Annotated in this window: 19 protein-coding genes; all 19 read left to right on the forward strand. The window is 38.8% G+C overall.

Features of this window, described 5'->3' with window-relative positions; translation table 11 throughout:
- Nucleotides 1–24 precede the first annotated feature (24 nt).
- Nucleotides 25–750: a UMP kinase gene (pyrH, locus tag TY13_RS04070; RefSeq protein ID WP_042471972.1), complete on the forward strand. Its 726-nt coding sequence runs from the start codon at nucleotides 25–27 to the stop codon at nucleotides 748–750.
- On the forward strand, nucleotides 750–1307 hold the full coding sequence (gene frr / locus TY13_RS04075; RefSeq protein WP_042471974.1) for a ribosome recycling factor: 558 nt from the start codon (nucleotides 750–752) through the stop codon (nucleotides 1305–1307). Before pyrH ends, frr begins: the two co-directional genes overlap by 1 nt.
- Nucleotides 1308–2265: 958 nt before the next feature.
- Nucleotides 2266–3051: an isoprenyl transferase gene (locus TY13_RS04080; RefSeq protein WP_042471977.1), complete on the forward strand. Its 786-nt coding sequence runs from the start codon at nucleotides 2266–2268 to the stop codon at nucleotides 3049–3051.
- Nucleotides 3051–3845 carry a phosphatidate cytidylyltransferase gene (locus tag TY13_RS04085; protein ID WP_042471979.1) on the forward strand — a complete coding sequence of 265 codons (795 nt, stop codon included), beginning with the start codon at nucleotides 3051–3053 and terminating at the stop codon, nucleotides 3843–3845. The genes TY13_RS04080 and TY13_RS04085 overlap by 1 nt, the downstream gene beginning before the upstream one ends.
- A 112-nt stretch (nucleotides 3846–3957) precedes the next feature.
- Nucleotides 3958–5103 carry a 1-deoxy-D-xylulose-5-phosphate reductoisomerase gene (dxr, locus tag TY13_RS04090; protein WP_042471981.1) on the forward strand — a complete coding sequence of 382 codons (1146 nt, stop codon included), beginning with the start codon at nucleotides 3958–3960 and terminating at the stop codon, nucleotides 5101–5103.
- A gap of 173 nt (nucleotides 5104–5276) precedes the next feature.
- Complete coding sequence (gene rseP / locus TY13_RS04095) at nucleotides 5277–6545, forward strand: RIP metalloprotease RseP (RefSeq protein WP_042471984.1); 1269 nt, start codon at nucleotides 5277–5279, stop codon at nucleotides 6543–6545.
- A gap of 66 nt (nucleotides 6546–6611) precedes the next feature.
- Nucleotides 6612–8318, forward strand: a complete 1707-nt coding sequence (locus TY13_RS04100; RefSeq protein ID WP_042471986.1) for a proline--tRNA ligase — start codon at nucleotides 6612–6614, stop codon at nucleotides 8316–8318.
- Between the two features lie 85 nt (nucleotides 8319–8403).
- Complete coding sequence (locus TY13_RS04105; protein WP_042471988.1) at nucleotides 8404–12732, forward strand: PolC-type DNA polymerase III; 4329 nt, start codon at nucleotides 8404–8406, stop codon at nucleotides 12730–12732.
- Nucleotides 12733–13123: 391 nt separating this feature from the next.
- On the forward strand, nucleotides 13124–13609 hold the full coding sequence (gene rimP / locus TY13_RS04110; protein WP_042471991.1) for a ribosome maturation factor RimP: 486 nt from the start codon (nucleotides 13124–13126) through the stop codon (nucleotides 13607–13609).
- Between the two features lie 12 nt (nucleotides 13610–13621).
- Nucleotides 13622–14761: a transcription termination factor NusA gene (nusA, locus tag TY13_RS04115; RefSeq protein ID WP_042471994.1), complete on the forward strand. Its 1140-nt coding sequence runs from the start codon at nucleotides 13622–13624 to the stop codon at nucleotides 14759–14761.
- A 122-nt stretch (nucleotides 14762–14883) separates the two neighbouring features.
- Complete coding sequence (gene rnpM / locus TY13_RS04120; protein ID WP_042471997.1) at nucleotides 14884–15162, forward strand: RNase P modulator RnpM; 279 nt, start codon at nucleotides 14884–14886, stop codon at nucleotides 15160–15162.
- Nucleotides 15159–15467 carry a YlxQ family RNA-binding protein gene (locus TY13_RS04125; RefSeq protein ID WP_042471999.1) on the forward strand — a complete coding sequence of 103 codons (309 nt, stop codon included), beginning with the start codon at nucleotides 15159–15161 and terminating at the stop codon, nucleotides 15465–15467. Before rnpM ends, TY13_RS04125 begins: the two co-directional genes overlap by 4 nt.
- Nucleotides 15468–15481: 14 nt before the next feature.
- Nucleotides 15482–17755 (forward strand): translation initiation factor IF-2, encoded by a 2274-nt coding sequence (infB, locus tag TY13_RS04130; RefSeq protein ID WP_042472003.1) that lies wholly within the window; start codon nucleotides 15482–15484, stop codon nucleotides 17753–17755.
- Entirely contained in the window at nucleotides 17755–18033 is a 279-nt protein-coding gene (locus tag TY13_RS04135; RefSeq protein WP_042472005.1) for a DUF503 domain-containing protein, read from the forward strand. Before infB ends, TY13_RS04135 begins: the two co-directional genes overlap by 1 nt.
- A gap of 34 nt (nucleotides 18034–18067) precedes the next feature.
- Nucleotides 18068–18412 (forward strand): 30S ribosome-binding factor RbfA, encoded by a 345-nt coding sequence (gene rbfA, locus TY13_RS04140; protein ID WP_042472008.1) that lies wholly within the window; start codon nucleotides 18068–18070, stop codon nucleotides 18410–18412.
- 137 nt (nucleotides 18413–18549) lie between these two features.
- Nucleotides 18550–19470 (forward strand): tRNA pseudouridine(55) synthase TruB, encoded by a 921-nt coding sequence (gene truB, locus TY13_RS04145; RefSeq protein ID WP_042472010.1) that lies wholly within the window; start codon nucleotides 18550–18552, stop codon nucleotides 19468–19470.
- Nucleotides 19471–19476: 6 nt separating this feature from the next.
- A complete protein-coding gene (ribF, locus tag TY13_RS04150; protein WP_042472011.1) occupies nucleotides 19477–20421 on the forward strand; it encodes a riboflavin biosynthesis protein RibF in 945 nt (314 codons plus the stop codon).
- 135 nt (nucleotides 20422–20556) lie between these two features.
- Nucleotides 20557–20826, forward strand: coding sequence for a 30S ribosomal protein S15 (gene rpsO, locus TY13_RS04155; RefSeq protein WP_042472014.1), 270 nt, complete (start codon nucleotides 20557–20559; stop codon nucleotides 20824–20826).
- A gap of 161 nt (nucleotides 20827–20987) precedes the next feature.
- Nucleotides 20988–23093, forward strand: a complete 2106-nt coding sequence (gene pnp / locus TY13_RS04160; RefSeq protein WP_042472016.1) for a polyribonucleotide nucleotidyltransferase — start codon at nucleotides 20988–20990, stop codon at nucleotides 23091–23093.
- Nucleotides 23094–23157: the final 64 nt, after the last annotated feature.

Consider the following 23157-nt stretch of genomic DNA (forward strand, 5'->3'; position numbering starts at 1 on the left):
ATATACAGATGACGGGGGTTTACTATGAGCGTGCCAAAATACAAACGTGTAGTAATTAAACTAAGCGGTGAAGCGTTAGCTGGAGAAGCAGGCTTCGGCTTAGCACCAAAAATAATTAAAGATGTTGCAGCTGAAGTGAAGCAAGTAGTGGATCTAGGCGTAGAAGTAGCGGTTGTAGTAGGCGGAGGAAACATTTGGCGCGGCAAAGTAGGCAGCGAAATGGGAATGGATCGTGCTGCTGCTGACTATATGGGTATGCTAGCAACTGTTATGAATTCTTTAGCATTACAAGATGCATTAGAGAAATTGGGCATTGAAACACGTGTTCAATCATCAATTGTTATGACACAAGTTGCTGAACCATATATTCGTCGTAAAGCTGTACGTCATCTTGAGAAAAAACGTGTCGTAATTTTTGCAGCAGGAACAGGTAATCCTTTCTTCTCTACAGACACAACAGCTGCATTACGTGCTGCTGAGATTGATGCTGAAGCAATATTAATGGGTAAAAATAATGTAGATGGTATTTATTCTGCTGATCCAAAAACTAATCCAGATGCTGTGAAATATGATGAGTTATCATATTTAGATGTGATTCAACAAGGATTACAAGTAATGGATTCAACAGCCTCTACTTTATGTATGGACAACAACATTCCATTAATAGTATTCTCATTAATGGAAGAAGGAAATATTAAGCGCGCTGTACTTGGCGAAAAAATTGGAACTGTTGTTAGGAGGAATTCATAATGGCAAAGCAAGTTTTAGAACAAGCAAAAGACAAAATGGCAAAATCATTAAGCGCATTTTCACGTGAATTGGCATCAATTCGTGCGGGACGTGCTAACGCTTCATTATTAGATCGTATTTCTATTGACTACTATGGTGCACCAACACCAATTAACCAATTAGCAGGGATTTCTGTACCAGAAGCTCGTCTTTTGGTGATTGCACCTTACGATAAATCAGTATTAGGTGAAATCGAAAAAGCCATCATGAAGTCAGATATCGGTATTACACCAACAAATGATGGAACTGTTATTCGTTTAATGATTCCTGCTTTAACAGAAGAACGTCGCAAAGAGCTAGTGAAGCAAGTGAAAAAAGAAGCAGAAGAAGCGAAAATCGCTGTTCGTAACGTTCGTCGTGATGCAAATGATGATTTGAAAAAGCTTGAAAAAGGCGGCGACATCACAGAAGACGATTTACGTGGCTATAGTGACGATATTCAAAAGCTTACAGATGAATTTATTGCAAAAGTTGATGACGTAACAAAAGAAAAAGAACAAGAGATTTTATCTGTATAATAATGATAGAACTTTAATTGGATTAAGGCGTCCTTTCAAACAGGACGTCTTTTTTATCTTGATTCAGTGATACTTTACTGCGACGAGTAACCGCAGGAGCAAATCTTTACTGCGACGAGTAACCGCAGGAGCAGATGTTTTTGCGACGAGTAATCGCAGGAGCAGATGTTTTTGCGACGAGTAACCGCAGGAGCAGATGTTTTGTATCAAAAGCATAGCAACAAATATTTTTTGTGCAAAAGCAACGCATCAGGTATAGATACAAACAACTCCCACCTCCATATGTGAAATTTGGGTACAATTACGCCAAGGCGTAATTGATTGCGATATGAAATAATGGAAAGAGTAGTAAAAGAAGTAGCTGCATCATAAATTGTTTACATATGATAAAAAGGCGATTAATAAATACTGTAATGTAATTTGAATAAAAAGAAATAGAGAAAGATTATATTACTTAGCTTCCCCTTAACAAAGAGGGCGAGGGTGTCAAGATAACGGCTAAATGTCCGAGAAATTAATAATAAAACATCTTATTTTATTAAATGCGTATGTTAAAATATACTAGAGGTGCTTTATCTTGATATAGTAGAAGTATAAACACTCACTGAATTAGGGGCAATCAGTCTAAGAGCGCCGCCCAAGCGTACAACGACTGAGTGACCAACATCTAGTTGGCTCAAACGTCCCAGCATGTCACAGATTTTGAAGAGAGTGCTGCATTACGCAGGTTAGTTAACCAGTGGCGCGTGTAGTGACGGTTTTTGGTTAACTTCCAACAGTCAGCTTGAAAAAGGTCTGGACTAGAGCTAGCCTCGGCGTAATTGATAGAGAGGGCAGCGTTTTCACAATTGAAAGACATTGTTGAAACAAGAGAATGCATGGGGGCTTTCGGTGATACCATCATAATGTTTTAACACAGTAAATATGTCCGATATGCAAGTAGTTGGAGGAATAGGCTATGTTTAAAAAGCTTTTAGGAAAAAAATCAAAGAAAAATGAAATTGAATATAATAGCAAGAGCTTAATTGAAGCAAAAGTTCCTTCGCATATTGCAATTATTATGGATGGCAATGGTCGATGGGCAAAAAAACGGGCAATGCCGAGGATTGCAGGACATCATGAAGGAATGAAAACTGTTCGTAAAATTACTCGCTATGCTTGTGATTTAGGTGTTGAAATTTTGACGTTATATGCCTTTTCAACGGAAAATTGGAAGCGACCTAAATCGGAAGTCGAGTTTTTAATGGGATTACCAGAGCAATTTCTTAATTCCTTCTTACCAGAGTTGATGGAGCGCAATATTCGAGTACAGATGATAGGGGATTTTGAGAGCCTACCTGAGCATACACAAAGAGCCTTACACCATGCTATGAATACAACAAAACATAATACGGGTTTAATTTTAAATTTTGCTATGAACTATGGAAGTCGTGCAGAGCTTCTACTGGCAATGAAAAATATTATGCAGGAAGTGGCAGCAGGCAATTTAACAATTGAAGAAGTCACAGAAGAGCATATTAGTACTAATTTGATGACGGCACATTTGCCTGAGCCAGATTTATTAATCCGTACAAGTGGAGAAGTGCGTTTAAGTAATTTTATGTTGTGGCAGCTAGCCTATACTGAGTTTTTGTTTACAGATACACTTTGGCCGGATTTTGATGAGCAATGCTTATTGGAGGCGGTCCAAAAATATCAGCAACGAAATAGAAGGTATGGTGGGCTGAAAGGAGAAGAACAGTAGTGAAGCAACGAATCATAACAGCAGTTATTGCAGCGGCGTTATTTATTCCTTTCGTCGTTTATGGGCAATGGCCATTCGCTATATTAGTGTATGCAATGGCGGCAGTAGGATTATATGAAATTTTAAAAATGAAAGGTATCACAATTTTCTCTGTACCAGGAATATTAGGGGCATTAACATTATTTACAATTTTGTTACCGGAAAATTTAGCGGGAAAAATACTTGAAATAACAAGCTATACAAAATTTGAGCTTCTTATTATTGGTGTTATTTTATTGCTTGTTTATTCAGTGGTTGTGAAAAATCATTTTACATTTGATGATGTGGCGTTTGTTATTTTAAGTACATTATATGTTGGTATTGGCTTTTATTATTTTATTGAAACGCGTGAAGCTGGTTTAGTATTCGTTATTTTTGCATTATTAATTGTTTGGACAACTGATTCTGGGGCATATTTTATCGGTCGCCGTTTTGGAAAAAATAAACTATGGCCAGAAATATCGCCAAATAAAACTGTAGAAGGTTTTTTAGGAGGGGTGGTTGTCGCCGTTATTGCAGCAATAATTATGCAATTTATTGTGCCGTTTAATATATCATGGACATTATTGATTGTCATTACAATTGTTAGTTCAATATTTGGACAAATGGGGGACTTGGTAGAGTCTGCTATCAAACGCCATTATGATGTGAAAGATTCGGGAACAATACTACCTGGGCACGGCGGCATTTTAGACCGCTTTGACAGTTTATTATTCGTGTTACCATTATTAAACTTGCTGCATTTTGTTAGTTAATTCCACAGAAATTCTTTATATTAAAAAGTGCAGCGGATGTCCGCTTCAAAACTTGAGGTAGCGGGAGATCAATTACTTGTAAAATCCCGAGTAGTGAAAGGAAGTAAAGACATTGAAAAAGATTAGTTTATTAGGAGCAACAGGCTCTATTGGATTGCAAACAATTGATATTTTAAAGGCGCAAAAGGAAGCTTTTCAGCTTGTTGCAGTATCATCAGGCAGAAATATAGATGCAACGAAACAAATCATTGAAGACTTACAGCCACAGCTTGTTTCTGTACAGGATGCGGAGGATGCACGACGCCTACAGCAGGAATATCCTCATATTGAAGTTACATATGGAGCAAAAGGGCTTGAAGAAGTGGCAACACACCCAGAAACAACTGTGTTAGTAAATGCTGTATTAGGTAGCGTGGGTTTACAATCTACTTTAGCAGCGATTCGCATGGGCAAAACAATCGCAATTGCGAATAAAGAAACGCTTGTAACGGCTGGACATTTAGTAATGGCAGAGGCAAGCAAATACAATGCAGCAATTTTACCTGTTGATAGTGAACACTCAGCTTTATTCCAATCAATGAACGGTGAAAATCCCAAAAATATTGAACGTTTAATTTTAACTGCTTCAGGTGGTTCATTCCGAGATCGTAGTCGTGAAGAACTGCAGCACGTGACAGTAAAAGATGCTTTAAATCATCCAAACTGGTCGATGGGTGCCAAAATTACAATTGATTCAGCAACAATGATGAATAAAGGGCTTGAAGTAATTGAAGCCCATGTATTATTCGGCATGCCATACGATAAAATAGACGTGTTATTACATCGTGAAAGCATTATCCATTCATTAGTGGAATACCATGATACAAGTGTTATTGCGCAGCTTGGTACACCGGACATGCGCGTGCCAATTCAATATGCGCTTAGCTATCCAGAACGCTTACCAGTCCAAGGTGGACAAGCTTTAAATTTAGCGCAAATCGGACAATTATCGTTTAAAGAGGTCGATTTTGAGCGTTTTAAAGCACTGAAACTGGCTTATGATGCAGGGCGTGCTGGTGGAACGATGTTAACAGCAATGAATGCTGCGAATGAGGCGGCTGTCTCGTTATTTTTACAAGAAAAAATAACATTTTTACAAATTGAAGAGCTTATTGAACGTGTAATGGATGCACATAATAATATATTGCTACCAGATTTGGAGACAATTTTACATGTAGATAGCGAAACGAGAAAAACAGTTATAGACATGGTAAAATAGAGGAAAACTACAATCTGTGGACATATTTTCTCGTTTTTGCCCAAGATCGAACAAGCAGTGATATGATAATGCTTGTGCTACAGGTTATCTGCGACAAAATTGGGGAGCCTGTTAATAAGAGGAAAAGCCACACTTGTGGGAAACTAATAAAAAGCTTATGAAGGTGGGTATTTATGCAAACAGCTATTGCATTTATCGTAATTTTTGGCTCGCTCGTATTTTTTCATGAGCTAGGTCACTTCCTGTTCGCTAAACGCGCAGGAATTATGGTTCGAGAATTTGCCATTGGAATGGGGCCGAAAATTTTCGGTATGACGAAAGGTGAAACTATTTATACGTTACGCCTTCTTCCTATTGGTGGTTATGTTCGTATGGCTGGGGATGATTTAGACTCGGTTGAATTACAGCCTGGCTATCGTGTAGGTCTATTAATAAATGCGGATAATGTCGTTGAAAAAATTATTTTAAATCAAAATAGTCAGCATCCAAATATTTTATTTATGGAAGTTGAGCGTGCGGATTTAGAGCGCGAGCTATGGATTGAAGGTTATGATGAAGACGAAAATTTAGTACGCTATAATATTTCACGTACAGCAGCTATTGTGGAAAATGGTAAAGAAACAATAATTGCTCCTTATGACCGCACATTTAATGCGAAAACAGTCGGGCAACGTTCGATGGCTATTTTTGCAGGTCCGTTATTTAACTTCATTTTAGCGTTTTTCCTATTTTTACTAATGGGGTTATTACAAGGCGTACCTACAAATGAATCACTTCCAAAAATTGCACAAGTTGCAGATAATGGTGTAGCAAGCGAAGCGGGTTTACAACGTGATGATGTTGTGACAGCGATTGATGGCGATAAGATTTCAACATGGGAAGAATTATCGCTAGCAATTCAAGCGAAAATGGGCAAGCCAATGCTAATGGAAGTAAATCGTAATGGTGAACAATTAACTTTTGAATTAACACCAAAAATTATACAAAATGAAAAAGGTGAGAAAGTAGGGCAGATTGGTATTTATGCGGCGCGCGCTTATGAGAAATCGCCAGTAAAGGCTGTTGCATATGCGGGAGAATTGACATATGAAACAGCAACAATGATTTCTAAAGCCCTCATAAAGTTAATTACTGCACAATTGTCGATTGACGAGCTTTCGGGTCCTGTAGGTATTTATAAATATACAGAAGAAGCAACGTCCTATGGTATTTTTAATTTAATGTTTTGGGCTGGAGCATTAAGTATGAACTTAGGTATTATGAACTTATTGCCTTTACCAGCACTTGATGGTGGACGTCTATTATTCTTTGGCTTTGAAGCGGTGCGTGGTAAACCAATTGATCGTCAGAAGGAAGGGCTTGTACACTTTGTTGGCATCGTGTTATTGATGATTTTAATGATTGTCGTAACATGGAACGATATTCAAAAGTTTTTCTTTTAAACAGTAGCATCTGAAGCAAAATTTGTTTAAGCTAATTATATAATCATTTTAAAGGTGGAACTATATATGAAACAAAGTTTAACATTCATTCCAACTTTGCGAGAAACGCCAGCAGATGCGGATGTACAATCACATAAAGCATTATTGCGTGCGGGCTTTATTCGCCAAAATGCAAGCGGTGTTTATTCATATTTGCCGTTAGCGAAGCGCGTATTAACAAAAATTGAGCAAATTATTCGTGAAGAGATGGAAGCAATCAATTCTATTGAGCTACTAATGCCATCATTGCAACCAGCAGAGCTTTGGCAAGAATCAGGTAGATGGGAAGCATATGGTCCAGAATTAATGCGTTTGAAAGATCGCCATGAACGTGATTTTGCATTAGGTCCAACACATGAGGAAGTTATTACAACATTAGTGCGTGATGAAATCAAATCTTATAAAAAGTTACCAATTACGCTTTACCAAATTCAAACGAAATTCCGTGATGAGAAGCGCCCGCGCTTTGGGTTATTACGCGGTCGCGAATTTATTATGAAGGACGCGTATTCATTCCATGCATCAAGAGAAAGCTTGGATGAAACATATGAGGATATGTACCGTGCATATTCAAATATTTTTACACGTCTCGGTTTGAATTTCCGTGCAGTTATCGCTGATGCAGGTTCAATCGGTGGTAAAGGCACGCATGAATTTATGGTATTATCGAAAATCGGTGAAGATACAATTGCTTACTCAGATTCGTCAGATTATGCTGCAAACGTCGAGATGGCAGAAGTTATTACAGAATATAAAGCAAGTAACACAGCACAAAAAGAACTAGAAAAAGTAGCAACACCAAATATTAAAACGATAGAGGAAGTAAGTAATTTCTTATCTGTTGATGCAGCAAACTGCATTAAATCGTTAGTATTTAATGTTGATGGTGAACTTGTTGTTGTGCTAGCACGCGGTGACCACGAAATCAATGATATTAAATTAAAAAATGCTTTAAATGCAACATCTGTAGAATTAGCAGAAGAAGCAGAAATTAAAAACCTATTAAACTGTACACCTGGCTCGATTGGACCGATTAAACTACCGGTTGAAGTGAAGGTCATTGCAGATAATGCGATTAAATCAATTCGCAATGGTGTAGCTGGTGCAAATGACGATGGCTTCCACTATATCAATGTGAATCCAGAGCGTGATTTTGCAATTAATAGCTATGAGGATATTCGCTTTATCCAAGAGGGTGACCTATCACCAGATGGCAATGGTACAATTAAATTTGCTGAAGGTATTGAAGTAGGACATATTTTCAAATTAGGAACGACATATTCAGCTAAAATGGATGGTACGTTTTTAGATGAGCAAGGTAAAGCACAGCCATTTATCATGGGTTGCTACGGTATCGGTGTATCACGTATACTTGCTGCGGTTGCAGAGCAATTCCAAGATGAAAATGGCTTCGTATGGCCGAAGCAGCTTGCACCTTATGATGTACATTTAGTACCTATTAATTTAAAGGACGAGGCTCAAAATCAATTAACAGACGAGCTTTACAATATTTTAAAATCCTATCGTTACGATGTACTATTCGATGATCGTGCAGAGCGACCAGGTGTAAAATTTGCGGACGCAGATTTACTAGGCTTGCCAATTCGTATTACGGTTGGTAAAAAAGCTTCAGAAGGCATCGTTGAAGTGAAAGTGCGTGCAACAGGCGAAACATTCGAATGGGCGAAAGAAGAGGTTGTTGATCGCTTAAGCGAATTTTTCCGCACAAACTAGTAATATGAATTAGAAAAAACGGGCTGTCTAGAAAGTTTTTTGACCTTTCTAGACTGCTCTTTTTTGCTAGAGGAAGGTGATAACGATGACGAATGAACAAGAAGCAAGAACTAGGTTTTTAATGCTCTTGCAGCAACTAGAGCTAACTGATGATATTTACATGTCGTTATTTGAAGGTGGCGAGCTGACAAGATTATCTGTTCATAAAAAAAATCGTATATGGTGCTTTGTAATTAAACTACAAAATATATTACCGTATAAAGCGTATCAGCTATTAATCGCCCGTTTAACAGAGAAGTTTTCCCATATTGCAAGCGTTACATTAGCGATTGAGACGATTGCGCCTGTTGTAACGGAAGAGCTTGTACTAGACTATTGGCTACCGGCAATTCGGCAACTAGAGGATATGTCACCGCCATTAAAAAATCAATTGATGGGGCAAAAGCCTGAATGGACAGGCCATAAGCTAATTGCTACAACGATGCATGAAATAGAGCAGATGTCATTAAAGTCAAAATATACGGATAAACTGTCAGATAGCTATCAGCAATTTGGCTTCTCGCATATTCCGCTTGAATTTCAACTAGTAGAGCAATCAGATGAGATGAAGCAGGCACATGAAACATTTTTAGAGCAGCGTAGACAAGAAGAAGCGATGTTAGCACAACAAGCACTAGAGGATTTTGCGAAGCGTGAGAAGGATAAAGCCGATTCACCACAGGCAGTTGTGAGTAATCGCCCATTCCAGCTTGGTGCGCAAATTAAAGATAGCGAGACAGCGGAAATTCGTACGGTGCTTGAAGAAGAGCGCTCAATTGTATTAGAGGGCTTCGTTTTCATGACGGAAATCAAAGTTTTAAAAAGTGGCCGCTCATTACTAGAATTTAAAATGACCGATTATACGGATTCGATTTTAGTAAAAATGTTTTCGCGCGATGATAGTGACGCCGAATTGATGGCTCAACTTTCAAAGGGCATGTGGGTAAAAGTTCGTGGTGCTGTACAAATGGATACCTTCGCACGCGATTTAGTAGTTATGGCACGAGATATTGTAGAAATAAAAAAAGAAACAAGAAAAGACCTTGCACAAGAAGGGCAAAAGCGTGTTGAATTGCATATGCACACACCGATGAGCCAAATGGATGCCGTAACACCTGTTGACAAATTAGTTGGACAAGCTGCTAAATGGGGGCACCCAGCAGTTGCGATTACAGACCACGCGGTTGTGCAAGCCTTCCCAGATGCTTATGCAGCAGGAAAAAAACATGGTATTAAAGTTATTTATGGTGTAGAGGCTAATTTAGTCGACTCAGCCGCATTAATTGCTTATGAGGAACAGCATATTAATTTAGACAATGCGACATTTGTTGTTTTTGACGTAGAGACAACTGGTTTATCTACTGTCTACGATACAATTATTGAGTTGGCAGCTGTCAAAATCCAAAATGGTCAAGTGGTGGAGCGTTTTGAGCGATTCGCTAATCCACATAAGCCATTAACAGCGAATATTATCGACTTAACACATATTACTGATGATATGCTGAGAGACGCACCAGAAGTGGAAGATGTTGTACGTGAATTTCATGAGTTTATTGGGGATAGCATCGTTGTTGCACATAACGCTTCGTTTGATATTGGCTTCTTATATGTTGCCTATCAAAAGTACAATATCAGTAACGATAAGCACCCTGTAATTGATACATTAGAGCTATCACGTATGCTAAATCCAACATTGAAAAATCACCGTTTAAATACTCTTTGTAAACGCTATGGGGTAGAGCTAACACAACATCACCGCGCCATTTATGACACAGAGGCAACAGGTGAATTAATGCTTCATTTATTAAAAGAAGCGCATGATAAAGGCATTAAATATCATGATGATTTTAACCGTTTTGTTGGTGGAGATGAAAGCTATAAACAAGCGAGACCATCACATTGTACAATTTTAGCTGCTAACGAAATCGGCTTGAAAAATTTGTTTAAGCTCGTTTCAATTGCTCATACAGAGACGTTTTACCGTGTACCACGTTTGAAAAAGAGTGATGTACAAAAATACCGTGAAGGTTTAATCATTGGTTCAGGCTGCTCTAATGGTGAACTTTTTGAAACAATTATGAATAAAACACCTGAAGAGGCGGAGCGAGTAGCGAAATTTTATGATTACATTGAGGTGCATCCAAAGCCAGTTTACTCGCAGCTTATTGCTCGCGGTACGATTCATGATGAATGGAACTTAGAAGATATTATTCGCAGGCTTGTGAAGCTAGGGAAAAAACTAAACATCCCCGTCGCAGCTACAGGTAATGTCCACTATTTAGATGAAACGGATGCGAAATTTAGGCAAATTTTAATTGGCTCGATGGGCGGTGCTAATCCACTAAATCGTTATCCTTTGCCAAAGGTGCATTTTAGAACAACGGATGAGATGCTTGCAGAATTTGATTTTTTAGGCCCTGATTTAGCTGAGGAAATCGTTGTTACAAATACGCAATTAATCGCTGGAATGATTGGCGATGTAAAACCGATAAAAGATGATTTATATACACCTAAAATTGAAGGCTCAGATGATGAAGTAACAAATTTAACCTATGAAATGGCACATCAAATTTATGGTGAGGAATTACCTGAAATTGTACAAGCGCGTATTGATAAAGAGTTAAAGTCGATTTTAGGTCACGGCTTCGGCGTTATTTATTTAATCTCTGCTAAGCTCGTAAAAAAATCGTTAGCAGATGGCTACTTAGTAGGTTCGCGTGGTTCGGTAGGTTCGTCTATAGTTGCTACGTTTATGGAGATTACAGAAGTAAATCCATTGCCACCACATTATATTTGTCCAAACTGCAAGCATTCGGAATTTATTGCGGATGGCTCGGTCGCTTCTGGCTTTGACTTGCCAAACAAAGACTGTGTAGAATGTGGTACACCTTATAAAAAAGATGGACATGATATTCCGTTTGAAACATTTTTGGGATTTAAAGGAGATAAAGTTCCAGATATTGACTTGAATTTCTCGGGTGAATATCAACCAAATGCACATAATTATACAAAAGTTCTATTCGGTGAGGATTATGTTTATCGTGCAGGAACGATTGGTACAGTAGCTGAAAAAACAGCGTATGGCTATGTAAAAGGCTATGCAAGTGATAATAATTTAACATTCCGAGGGGCAGAAGTAGATCGTCTGGTGCAAGGTTGTACAGGAGTAAAGCGAACGACGGGACAGCACCCTGGAGGAATTATTGTAGTACCTGATTATATGGATATTTACGATTTCTCACCAGTACAATTTCCGGCCGATGCGCAGGATTCAGAATGGAAAACGACACACTTCGATTTCCATTCGATTCATGATAATATTTTAAAACTTGATATACTAGGACACGATGATCCGACAGTAATTCGTATGCTGCAAGATTTATCGGGCATTGATCCGAAAACGATTCCGACAGATGATCCAGAAGTAATGAAGATTTTCAGTACGACTGAGTCGCTCGGTGTTACGATGGAGCAAGTTGGCACAAAAACAGGGACGCTCGGTATCCCAGAGTTTGGTACGCGTTTTGTACGCCAAATGCTGGAGGAAACGCAGCCTTCTACATTCAGTGAATTAGTACAAATTTCTGGCTTATCCCATGGAACAGACGTATGGCTAGGAAATGCACAGGAACTTATTAAAAATGGAACATGTGTATTATCGGAAGTAATTGGCTGTCGTGATGATATTATGGTGTATTTAATCTATCAAGGATTAGAGCCAGCATTCGCCTTTAAAATTATGGAATCTGTACGTAAAGGTAAAGGCTTGACAGATGAAATGGAAGAGGAAATGCGTAAAAATAAAGTGCCAGCATGGTATATCGATTCTTGTAAAAAAATTAAGTACATGTTCCCGAAGGCCCACGCAGCTGCATATGTATTAATGGCGGTGCGTATAGCATGGTTTAAAGTACATCATCCAATTTTGTATTACGCAGCGTATTTTACAGTACGTGCAGATGATTTCGATTTAATTGCGATGAAGCAAGGCCCTGCAGTTATTCGTACTAAAATTGATGAAATCAACGCCAAGGGCTTAGATGCAAGCCCGAAAGAGAAAAACTTAATGACTGTGCTTGAAATTGCGCTTGAAATGTGTGAGCGAGGCATGTACTTTAAATCAGTTGATCTTTATCGTTCAACAGCAAGTGAATTTATCATTGATGGTAATGCATTAATTCCACCATTTGATGCAATACCAGGTCTTGGAACGAACGTAGCAAAGCAAATTGTTGCAGCGCGTGAAGAAGGCGAATTTTTATCGAAGGAAGATTTACAACGACGTGGTCGCGTGTCTAAAACATTAATCGAGTATATGGATCAGCTCGGTTGTTTAGAGGGACTACCAGATGCGAACCAGTTGTCATTGTTCTAATGAGAAGTGACGATATTTGCAATTGCCTCCCGAGTATGCTATTGTTAGTGTAATAATTTGTTGATAGTTCGCAGCAAAAGAGTGGGTTTCTCCCGCTCTTTTCTGTTGTTTACAACAACAAATACAGAAGATGAGGCTGTCGAAAAAGCAGGCTGTCGCCTTCATTTCTTAACAGCTATGTAAGCTTTGATTGAAACATCGACTTTTTAGAAAAATGCTTACTTAGTGCTTAAAACACAATATAAATAGCTGTCTGCTAAATTAAAGGTATGCTATGTAGTGAATTTTGCTTTCTATTTGAGGAATGATGCAGTTTTACCTTAATTTCTTATACACGCAAGATAAATAATAAAATTAGTAAATTGAAAGAACAACATGTGAGGAGGATATGATGAGCAAAGTTACTTCAACTATTGAAGCGCTCGTAACGCCTATTATTGCTGAACTAAATCTTGAATTAGTGGATGTCGAGTTTGTGAAAGAAGGTCGCAACTATTTTCTACGTATTTATGTAGATACGCCAGAGGGTGGTATTGACATTGATCAATGTGCACAAGTAAGTGAGCGTTTAAGTGTCATTCTGGATGAGAAGGACCCAATTGAGCAAAATTATTATTTAGAAGTATCTTCACCAGGTGCGGAACGACCATTGAAAAAAGAAGAGGACTTTGTTAAATCTGTTGGTAAGTATATTTATGTGAAAACATATGAGCCAGTGAAAGATATGAAAGAATTTCATGGCTACTTAACGGCATATACTGAACAAAGTTTAGAAATGGAAGTTCGTATTAAGACACGTAAAATCAACGTACAAATCGATAAAGAAAAAGTAGCGCAAGCGCGACTTGCGATCGACTTTTCAGATAAGCAAATTTAGGAGTGAACAAAAATGAGTAGTGATTTACTAGATGCTTTAACTGCCCTTGAGGAGCAAAAAGGGATTTCAAGAGAAGTATTAATTGAAGCAATTGAAGCGGCATTAGTAACAGCGTATAAACGCAATTTTAACCAAGCGCAAAATGTGCGAGTGGATTTGAACCTAGATAAAGGGACGATGCTTGTATATTCGCGTAAAGATGTAGTGGAAGAAGTAGAAGATGATCGTTTAGAAATCTCAATAGAAGATGCAAAAATGATTAATCCTGCATATGAAATTGGCGATGTATTAGAGCAAGAAGTAACGCCACGTAATTTCGGGCGTATCGCAGCTCAAACAGCGAAGCAAGTTGTCACTCAACGTGTACGTGAAGCAGAGCGCGGCTTAATTTACGAGGAGTATGTGGATCGTGAAGATGATATCGTAGTTGGTACGATTGAACGTCAAGATGCACGTAATATTTACGTGTCATTAGGTAAGGTAGAGGCAGCTTTACCAGTAAATGAGCAAATTCAAGGTGAGGTATATAAACCACAATCACGCATCCGTGTTTATATTACGAAGGTAGAACGAACAACTCGTGGACCACAAGTAATTGTGTCACGCACACATCCAGGCTTACTACGCCGTCTTTTTGAAATGGAAGTGCCGGAAATTTTTGATGGTACAGTAGAAATTAAATCGATTGCTCGTGAAGCAGGGGATCGCTCAAAAATCTCAGTTTATGCGCATAATCCAGAGGTAGATCCAGTAGGTTCATGTGTAGGTGCTAAAGGTGCACGTGTACAAACAATTGTTAACGAATTGAATGGTGAAAAAATCGATATCGTTGAATGGTCTGAAGATCCGATTGTATTTGTAGCAAATGCATTAAGCCCATCGAAAGTATTAGATGTACAAGTAAATGAGGAAGAAAAGTCAACAACTGTTGTTGTACCAGACTACCAGCTTTCATTAGCAATCGGTAAACGTGGTCAAAATGCGCGACTTGCTGCGAAGCTAACGAGCTGGAAAATCGATATTAAAAGTGAAACAGATGCACGTGAATTAGGAATTTATCCTTCTGAAACGAGCACGTTCGTTCCACAAAATAATAATACTGCAGCATATGATGATATCGAATATGATCTATATCAGGATGATGAAGAATAATCATATGAAGAAAATAGTATAGCTACTCATAGGCATTCTCTCAAGCTCCTTAAGCATGACGCGGAAATGCTGTGAGTAAGCAAGCGTATATGCTGAAGTTTTTGGAGAGAAGGTGAGCAAGGGTGGCTGTGCAAAGAAAAGTGCCTTTACGAAAATGTGTAGCAACAGGCGAAATGCATCCGAAAAAAGAAATGATTCGTGTCGTACGCTCAAAAGAGGGCGAAGTATCTGTTGATGTAACAGGTAAAAAATCGGGACGCGGAGCTTACGTTTCTAAATCGGAGCAGGCTGTTGAAGAAGCGCGTAAAAAAAATAGCTTAGGAAGACAACTTGAAGTAGCAATTCCAGAAGAAGTGTATGAGGAGCTGCTGAAGCTTATTCGCAGGGAGTCTATTTTATGACGAACAGAGCAATACTGCAAATGTTAGGGCTAGCTGCAAGAGCGAGGAAAGTTGTTTCTGGAGAAGAATTAGTCGTGAAGGAAGTACGTACAGGAGGAGCGAAGTTAGTTTTGCTTGCAAACGATGCTTCTGCTAACACGGCGAAAAAGATTAAAGACAAATGTACGTATTACAACGTTGAGTTTTATGTTTTTGGAGATCGCTATGATCTAGGACATGCTACAGGAAAGGAAGCACGTGTAGTATTAGCTATAACCGATAGTGGGTTTGCGAAAAAAATGTCTAGTCTACTCAACGAAAATTAATCGGGGGTGAGCAGATGAGCAAAATTAGAGTTCATGAATATGCGAAAAAGGTAAATAAAACGAGTAAAGAAGTAATGGAAAGGCTCACAAAGCTTGATATTGAAGTAAAAAACCATATGTCGATGCTTGACGCTACAACTATTACGAAGCTTGATTCTGTCTTTCAGCAAGTAGCAGAACCGAAAAAAGCAACACCTGCAAAGCCAGTTGCTAAAAAAGAAGGCTTGTCGCAACAAGGGCAAGCAGAAACACGTTCACAATCCAAGCAGCAACAAATGAAAAAAGCGGATAAAACTCCGAAAGTAGAACAAAACAAAGCGTCAAATAGTGACAAATCTAATAATGCAAAGGGTAACCAAAATCGAAATATGACACAAAATAATAATCAAAATAGTCGTGGTAAGAGCGGCGGTAATAAAAATAACAATCAAGGTGGCTTTAATCAACAACGTAAAAAGCCAGGCATTCATGGCGGTAAACGTCGTCCAAATAGAGGACCACAACAACCTGTACAAACAGTACAAAAAGAATTGCCAGAAAAAATCACATTTTATGAATCACTAACAGTTGCTGAGCTAGCAAAAAAATTGTACCGTGAGCCATCTGAAATTATTAAAAAATTATTTATGCTAGGCGTTATGGCAACAATTAACCAAGAGCTTGATAAAGATGCAATTGAGCTTATTTGTGCTGATTATGGTGTAGAAGTAGAGGAAGAAGTACGTGTAGATATTACAGACCTTGAAACACACTTTGAGCAAGAAATTAGCGAAGAAGAACAACGTGAGCGTCCACCAGTTGTAACAATTATGGGTCACGTTGACCATGGTAAAACATCTCTTTTAGATTCAATTCGCAATACTAAGGTTACTGCTGGAGAAGCTGGTGGTATTACACAGCATATCGGCGCTTACCAAGTAGAGGTTGATGGCAAAAAAATTACGTTCCTTGATACACCAGGACACGCCGCATTTACTACGATGCGTGCACGTGGTGCGAAAGTGACAGACTTGGCTATTATCGTTGTTGCAGCAGATGACGGTGTAATGCCTCAAACGGTAGAAGCAATTAACCATGCGAAGGCAGCAGAAGTTCCAATTATCGTTGCCATTAACAAAATGGATAAGCCATCTGCAAACCCAGACCGTGTGATGCAAGAATTAACAGAGCATGGTTTAGTGCCAGAAGATTGGGGCGGCGATACAATTTTCGTACCAATTTCTGCACTTAAAGGTGAAGGAATCGATCAATTATTAGAAATGATTTTACTTGTATCTGAAGTTGGTGAATTGAAAGCAAGCCCAGCACGTTCAGCAATCGGTACAGTTATTGAGGCTCAATTAGATAAAGGTCGCGGTTCTGTTGCGACATTATTAGTACAAGATGGAACATTGCGCGTAGGTGACCCAATTGTAGTAGGTCATGCTTACGGTCGTGTTCGTGCAATGGTAAATGATGTTGGTCGTCGTGTAAAAGAAGCGGGTCCATCGACACCTGTTGAAATTACAGGTTTAAATGATGTGCCACAAGCTGGTGACCGTTTTGTAGTATTTGAGGACGAGAAAACAGCCCGCTCTGTTGGTGAATCACGTGCGATGACAGCGATTCAAGCACAGCGCTCTGAAAAACAACGTGTAACATTAGACAACTTATTTGAACAAATGAGCCAAGGCGAAATGAAGGAATTAAACTTAATCGTTAAAGCTGATGTACAAGGTACAGTAGAAGCGATGGCTGCATCATTAATGAAAATTGATGTAGAAGGCGTTAATGTGAAAATTATCCACACTGGTGCCGGTGCGATTACTGAATCAGATATTACATTAGCAGCAGCTTCAAACGCGATTGTTATTGGTTTCAACGTTCGTCCAGATGTAAATGCAAAGCGTGCGGCTGAAGAAGAAGGAGTAGATATTCGTCTACACCGCATTATTTATAAAGTAATCGAAGAAATCGAGCAAGCGATGAAGGGTATGCTTGATCCAGAATACGAGGAAAAAATCGTTGGTCAAGCTGAAGTTCGTCAAACAATTCGTGTATCAAAAGTTGGTACAATTGCAGGTTCTTACGTAACAGAAGGCAAAATGGTACGTGATGCAGGTGTACGTATTATTCGTGAAGGTATCGTTATTTTTGAAGGTGAGCTAGACTCATTAAAACGCTTTAAAGATGATGCCAAGGAAGTAGCGAAAGGCTATGAATGTGGTATAACAATTAAAAACTTCAACGATATTAAAGAGGGCGATGTAATTGAAGCCTTTGTTATGGAAGAAGTTAAACGTGCATAATGATTGTTTACGCAGAGATTGAGTTTATCATTCACACTGCCCATTCATTAAAAGAAAAGCGCGCAGTGCTGCAAAGAATGGTGACGCGAACGAAGCAGAAGTTCAATGTGTCTGTTGCGGAAATTGATCACCAAAATGTCTGGCAGCGCACGCGCCTCGCGCTTGTAACAGTTGCTTCCTCAAAGGAGGCGGCTGAGCGCGAAATGATGCATGCGCTTCATTATTTAGAGTCGAACCCAGAATGGGAACGACTTGAAATGTTTCGCGAGTATTTGTAATATAGAAGGAAATTTGTTAAGGTGGTGACTTTTTATGTCTCTACGATCAAACCGAATTGCTGAGCAAATGAAAAAGGAGCTTGGCGATATTCTTGGACGTAAAATAAAGGATCCGCGTGTAGGCTTTGTCACAGTAACGGATGTTGCAGTAACAGGTGATTTACAACAGGCAACTGTTTATATTTCATCATTAGGCAATGAGCGTGAAAGAGAAGAAACGTTAAAAGCATTAGAAAAAGCTTCTGGCTTTATTCGTTCTGAAATTGGCTCACGTATCCGTTTACGCCGTACACCAGAAATTTTATTCGAATTCGATTCTTCTGTAGAATATGGTAATAAAATTGATGCTTTATTGCGTTCATTGCATGAAGATAAATAGGGAGCTGTCAGGAAATCAGGCTGTTGCCTGCATTTCCCGACAGCTTTTTTCACTTTGAAAGAAAATTAGTCCTTTCAATCTATGAGATTGAAAAAAGGGTAACCCCTTTTAAAGCTTAAAATAGGAGGTATTTTGCGATGAACGGTATTTTACCATTATGGAAAGAGCGTGGTATGACTAGTCATGATTGCGTATTTAAGCTGCGAAAAATTTTAAAAACAAAAAAAGTAGGTCATACAGGGACACTAGATCCTAATGTAGAAGGAGTACTCCCTATTTGCATTGGTCAAGCAACAAGAATTGCAGAATATATTACGGATGCTGGCAAAACATATGAGGCTGTTATCAGTATTGGGCGTACAACAACAACTGAAGATGCAGAGGGAGAAACAGTTGAACAAGATACTACCCATAAATCATTTAGCCGCGCAGATATTTTGGCAGCATTAGAGCAATTGACTGGCACAATAGAACAGACGCCTCCTATGTATTCAGCGGTTAAAGTGAATGGCAAAAAACTATATGAATATGCGAGAGCTGGGCAGACAGTGGAGCGTCCAACAAGACAAGTAACTATTTATGATTTAACATTATTAGACGAGGCTGACGTATTCCAAGGAGAACAAGTGCAGTTTGCAATACGTATTAAATGCAGCAAAGGTACATATATTCGTACGCTTGCTGTGCAAATCGGCGAAATGCTAGGCTATCCTGCTCATATGCAAGAGCTTGTACGCACAGCTTCAGGCACATTTACAAAGGAAAATTGTTTAACATTAGCTGAAGTACAGGAATCAATGGATAGAGGGCAAATTTTTGAGCAAATGCTACCTGTTGAATACGCATTAAATAGCTACCCATTCATAGAAATAGATGCAACAAATGACAAGCAAATATTTAATGGACAAGTACTTGAAATGCATGCATTATTAAAGGAGCATAAGAAAATTGTCTATGCGAAAAATGGACGAGCGAGGGCAGTTTATATCGCACATCCAACAAAGGCAAATATGATGAAACCAGAAAAAATGTTCCCTGAAATAGAGCAGGAGGTATAAATCGTAATGGAAGTCATTTATTTAAAATACCCTCATCAGTTAGAGCGGTCAGAAGCAGCTTACTCTTTAGCAGTCGGTTTTTTCGATGGTGTTCATAAAGGGCATCAAGCTGTCATTAAGCACGCGATTTACAAGGCGCAAGAATTAGGCATTAAAAGTGCGGTCATGACTTTTGATCCGCACCCCACTATTGTATTAGGCGCTCGCAATGAGCAAGTATTTTATATTACACCTCTTCAGCAAAAGCTAGATACACTAAAAGCACTGGGTGTAGATACAGTATTTGTTGTAAGCTTCACCTCTGACTTTGCGAAGCTATCACCAGAAGAATTCGTGCAATACTTCATTCGCGATTTACATGTACAGCATGTAACGGCAGGCTTTGATTATTCATTCGGAGCATTTGGTAAAGGCGATATGCGTTTAATGGAGGAGCTGTCGCAAGGTGAATTTAGTGTGACAACGATTGAAAAGCAACTCGACTGTGATGAAAAAATTAGCTCTACACGTATTCGCAAATTGTTAAAAGATGGTGAGATGGAAGAAGTAGGCACATTACTTGGTCGAGCATTTGAAGTACCAGGCATCGTTGTACACGGTGATAAACGTGGACGCACCCTCGGCTTCCCAACCGCTAATGTGCAATCAATGGCAGGCTGCTTTATTCCGGCAACAGGCGTGTATGCTGTAAAGATTTTAGTGCAAAATAAATGGCACAATGGCGTTTGTAATGTCGGCTATAAGCCAACATTTAATAATCCAGAAGAGAAACAGCTGTCGATTGAAGTACATATTTTTGATTTTAATAAAAATATTTACGGCGAGGAAGTTGTTGTCGGTTGGTATAAACGTATTCGTAGCGAACGAAAATTCTCAGGCATTGACGAGCTTGTTGCACAAATTGAGCTGGATAAGCAAGAGGCAATCAATTATTTCGCGAGTAAGGTATAAATTGTTGCTTGTCATATTCTAGTATGATATACTTCCTAAAGTGTTCAATATACACTGAACCTTAGCTCGGCTTTCCGTTACTCCTGACGATTGCTGTGCTATAGGGGATATTTAAATTTTAGGAGGTCATTTCAAATGGCAATTACAAAAGAACGTAAAAACGAAATTATCGCTGAGTACCGTACTCACGAAGGCGACACTGGTTCTCCAGAAGTACAAATCGCTGTATTAACTGCAGAAATCAATGCATTAAACACGCACTTACGTACACACAAAAAAGATTTCCACTCTGAGCGTGGTCTTTTCAAAATGGTAGGTCGTCGTCGTCACTTATTAAAATATCTTCGTGAAACAGACGTACAACGTTACCGTGAATTAATTACACGTTTAGGCTTACGTCGCTAATCTCATATAAAAAGCGGGAAACTTCCCGCTTTTTATTTATGCATAAAAACTTCTAATAAAAATAAAAAAATTTAGCATAGAAACTACATTTTTGATACACTAACTATAAGTACATACAAAAAAGCTGAAATAGGGTGTAACAGTAGAAAGGGGTTCATCAGATGAACGACAAAAAAGTCTATTCTTATGAATGGGCAGGCCGTCCACTCGTAGTTGAAGTAGGACAGTTAGCAAAACAAGCAAATGGCGCTGCATTAATCCGCTACGGGGAAACGGCAGTATTAGCCACAGCCACAATGTCAAAATCACCAAAGCCTTTAGATTTCTTCCCATTAACAGTGAACTATGAAGAACGATTATATGCTGCAGGTAAAATTCCAGGTGGCTTTATTAAGCGTGAAGGACGCCCTTCAGAAAACGCGATTTTAGCATCACGTTTAATTGATCGTCCAATTCGGCCGATGTTCCCAGACGGTTTCCGTAACGAAGTACAAGTAATTTCAATGGTTATGTCAAATGATCCGGATTGTCCATCAGATGTAGCTGCAATGTTCGGATCTTCATTAGCATTAGCGGTTTCAGATATTCCATTCGATGGTCCAATTGCTGGGGTACACGTTGGCTATATTAATAACGAATTCGTATTGAATCCAACAACAGAGCAAATGGAGGAAAGTACAATCCATTTATCTGTAGCTGGTAATAAAGATGCAATTAACATGGTAGAGGCAGGCGCTTTAGAAGTGCCAGAGGAAATTATGTTAGAAGCAATTATGTTTGGTCATGAAGAAATTAAAAAATTAATCGCTTTCCAAGAGCAAATTGTAGCTGAAGTAGGTAAAGCAAAAATAGAAGTTACATTATATGAGCTTGATGCTGAATTAACTCAAGCAGTAAAAGCAGCTTGCGAAGCAGACATGAATGCAGCAATTCAAACAGTTGAAAAGCATGCGCGTGAAGAAGCGATTACAGCGGTAAAAGAGCGTGTATTAGCAACTTATGAAGAAGCAGATGACGAGACAATCAAGCAAGTAAAAGGCATTTTAGATAAAATGGTGAAGGATGAAGTACGCCGCTTAATTACAGAAGACAAAGTGCGTCCAGATGGTCGTAAACTTGATGAAATTCGCCCATTATCTTCTGAAGCAAGCTTACTTGACCGTACACACGGTTCGGCTTTATTCACACGCGGTCAAACACAAGCATTATCGATTTGTACTTTAGGTGCTTTAGGCGATGTACAAATTATTGATGGCTTAGGCATCGAGGAATCAAAACGTTTTATGCACCATTACAATTTCCCACAATTCTCTGTAGGGGAAACAGGTCCAATACGTGGTCCTGGTCGTCGTGAAATCGGTCACGGTGCATTAGGTGAGCGTGCGCTACTTGCAGTTATTCCGAACGAAGTAGATTTCCCATATACAATTCGTTGTGTATCTGAAGTATTAGAGTCGAATGGTTCAACGTCACAGGCTTCTATTTGTGCCTCAACACTAGCTATGATGGACGCAGGTGTACCATTAAAAGCGCCTGTAGCAGGTATTGCGATGGGTCTTATTAAAAAGGACGAGCATTATTCAATTTTAACAGACATTCAAGGTATGGAAGACCACCTTGGTGATATGGACTTTAAAGTAGCGGGTACAGCTAAAGGTGTAACAGCGCTGCAAATGGATATTAAAATTGATGGTTTATCACGCAATATTTTAGAAGAAGCATTAACACAAGCAAAAATCGGTCGTATGCATATTTTGGAGCATATGATGACGACGCTTAACGAGCCACGTACATCATTATCGAAATACGCGCCAAAAATTATTACGATTAAAATTAATCCTGATAAAATCCGCGATGTAATTGGACCAGGTGGTAAGCAAATTAATAAAATTATCGATGAAACAGGCGTAAAAATTGATACAGAACAAGATGGTACAATTTATATTTCTTCAGCAAACGAAGAAATGAACAACCGCGCGAAAGAAATTATCGAATCAATCGTACGAGAAGCAAAAGTAGGTGAATACTACTTAGCAACTGTGAAACGTATCGAAAAATTCGGTGCATTCTGTGAAATCTTCCCAGGTAAAGATGGATTACTGCACATTTCAGAAATTCAAGAAGAACGTACGAAAGCAGTGGAAGACGTGTTAAAGCTTGGCGATCAATTACTAGTGAAATGTATTGAAATCGATAATCAAGGTCGTGTTAACCTGTCACGTAAAGTAGTGATTAAAGAAGAAAAAGAACGCGCTGAGCAACAATAAACAATTACGTCTTAGCCTCAAAATCTTTAAAATCTGTGACTAACGCTGAGTCAAAATCAATAAA

This window comes from Bacillus ndiopicus (assembly GCF_000612805.1).
In the GTDB taxonomy this organism is placed as follows: Bacteria; Bacillota; Bacilli; order Bacillales_A; family Planococcaceae; genus Metasolibacillus; species Metasolibacillus ndiopicus.